The 7,733-nt window shown below is 64.9% G+C and carries 6 protein-coding genes; 1 reads left to right on the forward strand and 5 read right to left on the reverse strand.

What is annotated here, in order from left to right:
- Positions 1 to 10: 10 nt before the first annotated feature.
- Positions 11 to 3,820 (reverse strand): MobF family relaxase, encoded by a 3,810-nt coding sequence (mobF, locus tag E3T49_RS14315; RefSeq protein WP_134425579.1) that lies wholly within the window; start codon positions 3,818 to 3,820, stop codon positions 11 to 13.
- A 128-nt stretch (positions 3,821 to 3,948) separates the two neighbouring features.
- Between mobF and E3T49_RS14320 the strand changes: the two genes are divergently transcribed.
- Complete coding sequence (locus E3T49_RS14320; protein WP_134425580.1) at positions 3,949 to 4,233, forward strand: hypothetical protein; 285 nt, start codon at positions 3,949 to 3,951, stop codon at positions 4,231 to 4,233.
- A 143-nt stretch (positions 4,234 to 4,376) separates the two neighbouring features.
- Here E3T49_RS14320 and E3T49_RS14325 read toward each other — a convergent pair whose 3' ends face one another.
- From E3T49_RS14325 to E3T49_RS14340, 4 genes are all read right to left on the reverse strand, one after another.
- Complete coding sequence (locus E3T49_RS14325; protein WP_277613105.1) at positions 4,377 to 5,303, reverse strand: sigma-70 family RNA polymerase sigma factor; 927 nt, start codon at positions 5,301 to 5,303, stop codon at positions 4,377 to 4,379.
- Between the two features lie 1,100 nt (positions 5,304 to 6,403).
- Positions 6,404 to 6,622, reverse strand: coding sequence for a hypothetical protein (locus E3T49_RS14330; protein WP_134425582.1), 219 nt, complete (start codon positions 6,620 to 6,622; stop codon positions 6,404 to 6,406).
- Between the two features lie 16 nt (positions 6,623 to 6,638).
- A complete protein-coding gene (locus tag E3T49_RS14335; protein ID WP_134425583.1) occupies positions 6,639 to 7,175 on the reverse strand; it encodes an LPD29 domain-containing protein in 537 nt (178 codons plus the stop codon).
- A 12-nt stretch (positions 7,176 to 7,187) separates the two neighbouring features.
- Entirely contained in the window at positions 7,188 to 7,451 is a 264-nt protein-coding gene (locus E3T49_RS14340; RefSeq protein WP_134425584.1) for a hypothetical protein, read from the reverse strand.
- Positions 7,452 to 7,733: the final 282 nt, after the last annotated feature.

Genomic DNA, 7,733 nt, shown 5'->3' on the forward strand with positions numbered 1-7,733 from the left:
GCCCGTTCCTTTACCGTTCGCGGCCATCGTCGCGAGTGCGCTGCTCAGCGGGTATCGCCTGGTCGCCACGGGTGGCCTGGCGGGCCTTCACCGTGAGGCCAGCGGCGCGCTGCGCTTCGCGCTGCCGGTCGGCCGCGGCGCGATTAGCGACGCGCATCGCATCGAGCGCTGTGGCTGGCTTCTGCCGGCCGGCCTCGGGGCCATTCGTCTGGGTGCTCTGAGCCTGGGTGTTCTGCAGTGCGGATACGCGCGCCGCGAGCTCCGCACCAACGCTACGCTCACGGTACGCCTCAGGGATCGCCTGCGTCTGGGTGGGCTCGACCTTGTACCGAGCGCGGAACACGTCGACCTCAGCGGCAAGACGCACCCACTCCTGACGGCGGGCGCTTTCCTCCGGGACGTCGCCAAACTGCTGCGCCCACTCGGGCTTCTCGGCGGCAATCGCCGTGCCGCGCTCCTCGAGGCGCACGGCGAGGTACTCGTACCGCTCCGCCAGGTGGTCCCGCCATGCGGGGTCGGTGCCGGCGGCGTCGAGCACCCGTCGATCGGCGATCCACGCCGGCACCGCCGGACGCTCGGTTGCCGCAGCCAGCGCCTGGTCGGCGGGGCCTGTTTCGATGCGGCGTTCCATCCGGTGGGAGAGGACGGCGCCGACGTCGTCGGCGGTGCCGCGTTCTCGTTCGTTCCACGATTCCCGCAGGACACTGGCCGGATCAAGTCCCTGGGTTTCGGCGCGGGTGAGGGCTGCGGTGACGGCGCCCCAGCTCTCGGAGCTGGTGAGATTCCGGGCATCTTGCTCGTCGAGGATGTGGCCCACGAGTTGGGTGAAGCGGACGGTGTTGGCGCGTTCGGCGACGTCACCGTATTGGTCGATGAGGGTGACCAGGTCGTCGACGCGGGCTTGTTCGGCGCGGATGGTTTCGGTGGCGGAGAGCATCCCGTCGCTGTGGCCGGCGATGGTGGCCAGGACGTCACTCATGGGTTGGGCGTCTTCGGTCTCGACATAGAGATGGTTAGCTTCCTTCCCACGCGTCAACCCGACGTAGACGAGTTCGCGGGACGTGGAGGAGTCGGCGAGGACGTGGGCGGTGTCCGCGGTCATGCCCTGGGCCCGGTGAATGGTGGACGCGTAGCCGAGCTCGACGTTGCTCTGCACGTACTCGGCGGGGAGGGTGATGCGGCCGCCGTGCCCGGCGTGGGTGACGGTCAACGCCCCGTCGGCTTGCACCTTCCCTACCGTCCACACGTCACCGTTTTTGACCCGGTCGGTGCCGCGCCCGGTGCGGAGGGTGGCGTCGTTCAGGCGGGTGACGATCCGGTCGCCCTGGTACGCGGCGAGTCCGTCGCGCAGCTGCGAGGACGTCTTCCCGGAGACGAGGCCGGAACCCATCCGGTAGGCCTGGGCCCGGGTGTTGAGGTCGGTGACGGTCACGTTTTGTTGGGCGAGCATGACAGTGTTCTTGCCGGCTTCGTCGTCGTGCTGCCAGGCGGCGAAGACGTGGTCGGTCATCCGGTCGATGCTGCCACCGGTGACCCGGTTGTTGTCCACGTACCAGCGGAACGGGTCCCCCACCGTGGCCGGGTCCCGCAGCTGCCGGGTTGCTTCGGCTTCGGCCGGGGACGTGAAGCGGTGGATCTCTTCAAGCTTGACGGAGCCGACTTCGCGTTCAAGTAGGCGCAGTGCCCCGCCGGACTCGACGGCTGCGAGCTGCCGGTCGTCGCCGATCAGGCGCACGTGCGCCCCGTGCCGCTCGGCAATGCTCGTGACCTTCGCGAGGTTGAGGGTGCCAGCCATACCGGCCTCGTCGACGACGATGATGTCCCCAGCACGCAGCTTCAACTCCTCCGGGTGGCGACTGTCCGGGGTGGCGTCCCCGTAGGTGTCGTACGCGCGGACGAAGGAGTGGATCGTGGCCGCCGGGACCTCGACGGCGTCGCGGAACACGGCCGCTGCCGTCGCCGACGGAGCCAACCCGATCAGGCGGCCACCGGCCTGCTCGGTAGCGCGAGCGGCCAAAGCAAGGGCGGTGGTCTTCCCGGCGCCAGCGGGCCCGGTCGCGACGACGAGGAGCGTGCCGGAAGTTGTGAACTCACGCGCCAGCGCCCGCTGCCCGGCATCCAACGGTCCGGTGTACCGGGCGGCCGTGCGGTCGAACTCGGCCACCGTGACGGGGGCGATCGTGCGGGTGCGGCCAGCGGCCAACAGGGTGTCTTCGGCGGCGAGGAGGCCGGTGGAGGTGAAGAGCATGCGGCCCTTGTGCTCGTAGATGCTCGACCCGTCCCGGCGGGTCAACGGTTCGAAGGAACCGTGCGGGGCGGGCGGTGTCACAGCGATCGAGTCGGTCTCCAGTGCGCGCCGGGTGATCTGTTCGACCGTGCCTTCGGGTACGGGGCCGATGCTGTTTTCTTTCTGGACCCAGCGGCGGGCTTCGGCCTCGATCATGTGCGGACCCCAGACCGCGTGATGCTCCGACACCGTCGCCACGACCTCGCGCGCAGCACGGTCCACATCCACTACCCGCGGCTCCCCCGGCCCGCTGCGCATGGTCGGCGCTGCGGCGCGGGCGTCCTTCAAGAGGTTCACAACGGTGGCGGCGCCGACGCGCTCAGCGGCCTTCGCCGCCCACTCGGCGCGGAGGCCGGCGAGGGATCGGGCGTGGGCTTTCGCGGGGCGGGTCTCGAGGGTGGCTTGCTGTGCGAGCTTGATCCGGGCGACCGCGTCCGGGGTGCGCCCGTGGGTGGCCCGGTAGTCCTTCTCGAGTTGGCCGACGACCTTCTTGATGTCCGCGGACCGGGTCGAGAACGCCCCGGTGAGGCGCTCATCGATACCGGCGATCTCGACCACGGGGCGCTTGCCCGGGGTCACTTCACGCAGCTCCGTGGTGAGCCCTAAGCGGGTGGTGACTTCGTCCATGACGCGTTGGTTGTAGAACTCCGACGCGGCCACACCTTGACGGTGGAGGAGCTTGGAATCGATCGTGCGCCACTTCCCATCGACACCCTTGACCTTGTTCGCCACCACCAGGTGATCGTGCAACTGCGGGTCACCATTGCGGGAGTCATAGTGACGGAACCGCGTCGCCACCAGGCCACCCTCGACATCGATCTGAGCGACGCCGTTCGTGCCGGCACGTGTCGTTATCGCTTCCCGCTCCAGGTACGACACGGTGTCCAGGATCGCGACGGCCTGGGCATCTTCAATCGTCTTTCGGGTGTCCTCGTCGCCGAGACCCCAGAGCACGGAAACGCTCTTCGCAGGTGAGAAGACCAGGTCGAAACCGGCGACAGCCTGCTGCGTCGGACGCGTCGCCGCGGTGATGAACCGGCCCAGCTCTTCCTTGTCAGCGGGCGGCCGGCCCTTCGTGTCGCGGAATGCCAGGTCACCCTCACGTGTGCGGATTGCCCGGCGGTCGGCGACGTTCGGCTCGCGCCCGTTCACCTTGGTGAAGTCCGTGTAGCCGGTAGCGATCTTCGCGGACAGGTCGGTGCCGTCGGTGCTGTATCCGTAGTAGGAGCGGCCGAGCTTGGCGGCCTTCGTGGCCTCGCCCACGGTCTTGCCCTGGGCCTGCGCGTCAGCAATGATTCGTTCGGCATCGGGGTGCAACCCCTCACCGTAGAGGGCCTTCATCTGCTCCTCGGTGACGACGCCGGAGACGCCGAGTGCGGCCAGTCCCCCGCCGACCCAGACACCTTGAGGGTTGCCGTCCTCGGTGTAGTAATCGCCCAGCTCACGGCCGCTCTCACGCTTCGCATCACCGGTCGCGACCTCGTTGGTGTAGTACACATACCCGTCTCCCGCAGAGAGGATATGCATAGTCATCACCCGCTCACTTTACCTCGTCTATTACTAATGCCAGAGGTGTGACAAATACTTGTACGAAGAATGAGGATGCAGGGTGGTCACGATCGAAGATTGTGATGGTCGGAAGTTGAGACTGAGATCGACGGGTGAAAACAGATAGGGGCGCTCGAATCGACGGAGCAGGCAGTGCACAGCTCGAGCAGCTCACCACCGACTACTTCGTCGCCACTGACTCACTCGAGGAAATCGACGCGACCGCACATGCGGAAATCGTTACCATCCAGGAGCACGCAGCGCAGCAGAGCGCGGCCGCCCGCACGGCAGCGGCGGCCGTCATCGAATCCATGCTTGAACTCGGAACCCCCAAGGCGGAGGTCGCTGGCCGCCTCGGTCTCGCACTTCGAGACATCAAGAAGTCCCCTAACCTCTGATGCCAAAAGCGACGGTCGAATCTGTCGTCTTCACGATTACGCCCTGTCCTGGACCTTTCGTGAGGTGCTGCGGAGGCTCCCAGCCCCCTTTACTCGCTTCACTACGGTAGTCGGGTCGAACAGATCGACCGGCGCCTGTCGGGTCATTCTCGGAGGTAGAGTTCGAGGGCCGGCGTGCGCATCATCGCCAGGGCTCGCTTCTCTATCTGGCGGATTCGTTCCCGGGTCACACCCTCACGGATGGCGATCTGGTCGAGGGTGCGAGGTTGTTCGCCGTTCAATCCGAAGCGGGCCTCCAGAATCATTCGCTCCCGTGTGGGCAGCGCGTCGAGATGAAAGGTGATGTCAGAGCGGCGCAGGGCAAGCGCCGCGTATTCCTCCGGCTGGGGCAGGTCGTCGTCCATGATCAGCTCGGAGATGTCACCTGCACCGTCACCGATCGGCATGTCCAAGGAGATGGGTTCGACGTCCCAGTCGAGCAAGGTCCGCACGTCAGCCATTGGAGCCCCGCAGGCCTTGGCCAGCTCCGCCAGGGTGGGTTCGCGGTACAGAATTCCGGTGAGGTCGCTGCGGATGCGCTTGACCTTGTTGAGCTTCTCCACGGCGTGCAACGGGATCCGAATGGTTCGTGCAGCGCCGACCATGCCCCGGTGGATTGCCTGCCGGATCCACCAGACTCCATAGGTCGAGAACTTGTACCCGGTCGTGTAGTCGAATTTCTCCACGGCTCGCAGCAGGCCGAGGTTGCCGTCCTGGATGAGGTCCATGATCGGAATCCGGCGACCGGAGTACTGTTTGGCGACGCTGACCACTAGGCGCAAGTTTGCCTCAACGAACCGAGTTTTCGACCGGTCCCCGTCCCGGGCGAGCCAGATGAGGTCCCGGGTAAGAACCGGATCAGCGATTCCCCCGGCAAGACGCACGGCCGCGAACAGACCAACTTCCATCCGCCGACCCAAGTCAACCTCCTCCTCCGCGGAGAGAAGGGCCACCCTGCCGATCTTTCTCAGGTAGAACCCGAACGTGTCCGTCGACCCCCGACCAAATCGTGCCGTTGTAGGTCGAGGCACGAAAACCGGTGGGGCTGCGGTCCACGAAGGTTGAGCCGGGTCGGAGTCAGGCATCTCCGATTCGTCGGCCATAGAGTCTCGGTCCAGTGAGCTCACTGAGTGACCGTCCCACCCGTGATACTCGCCACCGCGCTGCCCATCGACGACACATAGATTCTCTCGAGCGGCCGCGTCGTATCCATCGCCTCAAAAACGTTCCCGAATCGCTGAATGAAACCCAACAAGACCGGGGCCGAACTGACCATTCCCCCGCGACCCTGGAACCGCCAGACGGTCTGAGAAACCTCGGCAACGATCACGCCACCAAGCAAACTTGAGGATCTATCATGTTTATACATAGACGTCTAACTAAACATTTGACAATTGTTACACGCCTAGCCGGGTCTTCTCAAGAGGCGAATCGTGTTGATTTGGGCTGACAATCGCACCCGGGCAACATGCTCACACACAGGATCTTGGGTCCGGCAGCCTGCTCATAATTCTGGTTCCCGAATTCACCCTTCGCTCACGGCGGGCAAGAAAATACTTGTGCTGCAGGCCTCGCCCGTGACACTCATATGAGGCGAGGGCCGGCAGCACGGTACCGTGCGGAGGAGCGACGACTGCGTTGCCACTCACTCGCGCGAAATCGAAGCGCCAGCTCAGACGGAGATCGGCGCCATCTTCAATCCGCAGGGGAAGAACAGCACGGCACCGACTGCGACCGTCTCCTCCATGCTCGAGCTCGGAGCACCAAGGCAGAAGTGTCCGGCCGCGTCGGTCTGGCGCTGCGCGACGTTAAACAGACTCCTGCCCTCTGAAGCCATTGAGCTTTCGATGAGGCCGTTGACCGTATCTGGTTTGGTTCTCTCCGCTGGAATGGCTAGGTTCTGTCGGTCCCGCCGGAGTCTCGCCGGAGAATGCTGAGCGGTCCGCCCAACTGTTGTGCGCGGAGAGTTCGCCCTTTGCCTCATCGTTGCAAGGTTCCGGGACGGCGCCGCTCCAACCGAGGTCGTCCTGGTCACAGTCGGCCGTAACCGACGTCGGCGATTGCGCCGGTTGGTGGGTCGCTGGGGTGTCCAAACGCCCCCTTGATCGTCGTCAAGGGGGCGTTTGAAGGATCAGGCTTGGTGGTGGCTGTCTCCTTCTTGGTCTTCTTCGGCGTGTGCGGATACCCAGGTGTCGGCGGCGGTGTCGGCTCCGACGGCGCGGAGCATGCCGGCGAGGGCGTCGACTTCGGTGCAGCTCATCCGCGGGCCCACGTCGCCCGCGAAGTCTGCGGCCGCGAACACGTCGATGAATCGCGCGGCTGCGGCGGTGTCGATGCTGGTTGTGTTCATTGCTGGTTGTCCTGGTCTATCGGGTGGGCTCGGTGACGGTGCAGAGGTTGACGCGGTGCAGGATGACCTGGGCGATGTGTACGGGGCTGTAGATGTAATCGTGGAAGTGCCCGGCGACGTAGATCCCGTGGGGCACGGCGGCATTGTTGATGGGTTCGCCCTCGGGGGTGAATACGACGAGGTTTTTGTGGTCGCTGGCGGTGCTGATGAGGTGCTGCGCGACCCGGTATCCGGCGGCGGTATAGTCGCGGTGGGTGTTGATCCCGTCGCAGGAGTACCGCACGACCCGGGGCATGTCCTCTCCGTCGAACGCGACGAGTGCGGATCCTTGGTCGTCATACCCGTCGGTCATGCCGTTGAACTTGCGGCCCTCATACTGGCTGGTTACCGCGCTCACCTCACGGTCGGTGGGTCCGTCGCTCCATGACACGTTCATCCATGCGGACGCGGTGCCGGTGCTCATCCGGACGCTGAACTTCACGCGGGGAAACGCGTTCTTCAACGCCACCCGAACCAACTTGGCGGTGTCCTTGGTGTTGATGTAATCCGTCATGTTCGTATCTCCCTAGTTGCTCAGTGCGGTGGTGGCCTGGTCGGCCTGGATGGCTTCCCAGTGGGCAAGCCGGGTCCGGAGTTCGGCGATCCGGGCGAGCTGGTCGGCGGTGCGAGCGGCAACGACTGCGGGGTGCTCGGGAGTGTGGGGTGTGGCGTATCCGTCCCAGTTCAGGGTGCGTTCGCGCCTGCGGATCGAGCTGGTGAAGTGGAATATCTTCCACTCAACGTCAGCGGAAGTGACCGTGTGCGCGGGGGTCTGGATCTGTTCAAGCATTTTCTCTCCTCCAAATTTTTTTGCCTTTCGGCGGTTTCTCCGCCCTCATGGAGTGCTGTCGGGGTCAAGCCCCAAGGAACGGTTGCAGGCCAAAAGTTATGGAGGAGCGCAGCGGGGGGAAGAAGTTTTTGCTGAAACTGTGACGACGGCTTGACGCCGGCAGCACGCAATGAACAATCCCTCAGACGAAAAGCAACAAAGTTAACGTGCGCCGAACTGCACAGTCGGGAACCCGGACTCCTCGTTCTTCACTCGACCAACGTCGCCCCTGCCAACCGAGCC

Origin of the sequence: Cryobacterium cryoconiti, assembly GCF_004403065.1 — a bacterium.
GTDB lineage: Bacteria > Actinomycetota > Actinomycetes > Actinomycetales > Microbacteriaceae > Cryobacterium > Cryobacterium cryoconiti.

Coding starts and splice junctions, on each gene's coding strand:
- mobF (WP_134425579.1), bottom strand. CDS start 3,820: ATGACTATGCATATCCTCTCTGCGGGAGACGGGTATGTGTACTACACC.
- E3T49_RS14330 (WP_134425582.1), bottom strand. CDS start 6,622: ATGAACACAACCAGCATCGACACCGCCGCAGCCGCGCGATTCATCGAC.
- E3T49_RS14335 (WP_134425583.1), bottom strand. CDS start 7,175: ATGACGGATTACATCAACACCAAGGACACCGCCAAGTTGGTTCGGGTG.
- E3T49_RS14340 (WP_134425584.1), bottom strand. CDS start 7,451: ATGCTTGAACAGATCCAGACCCCCGCGCACACGGTCACTTCCGCTGAC.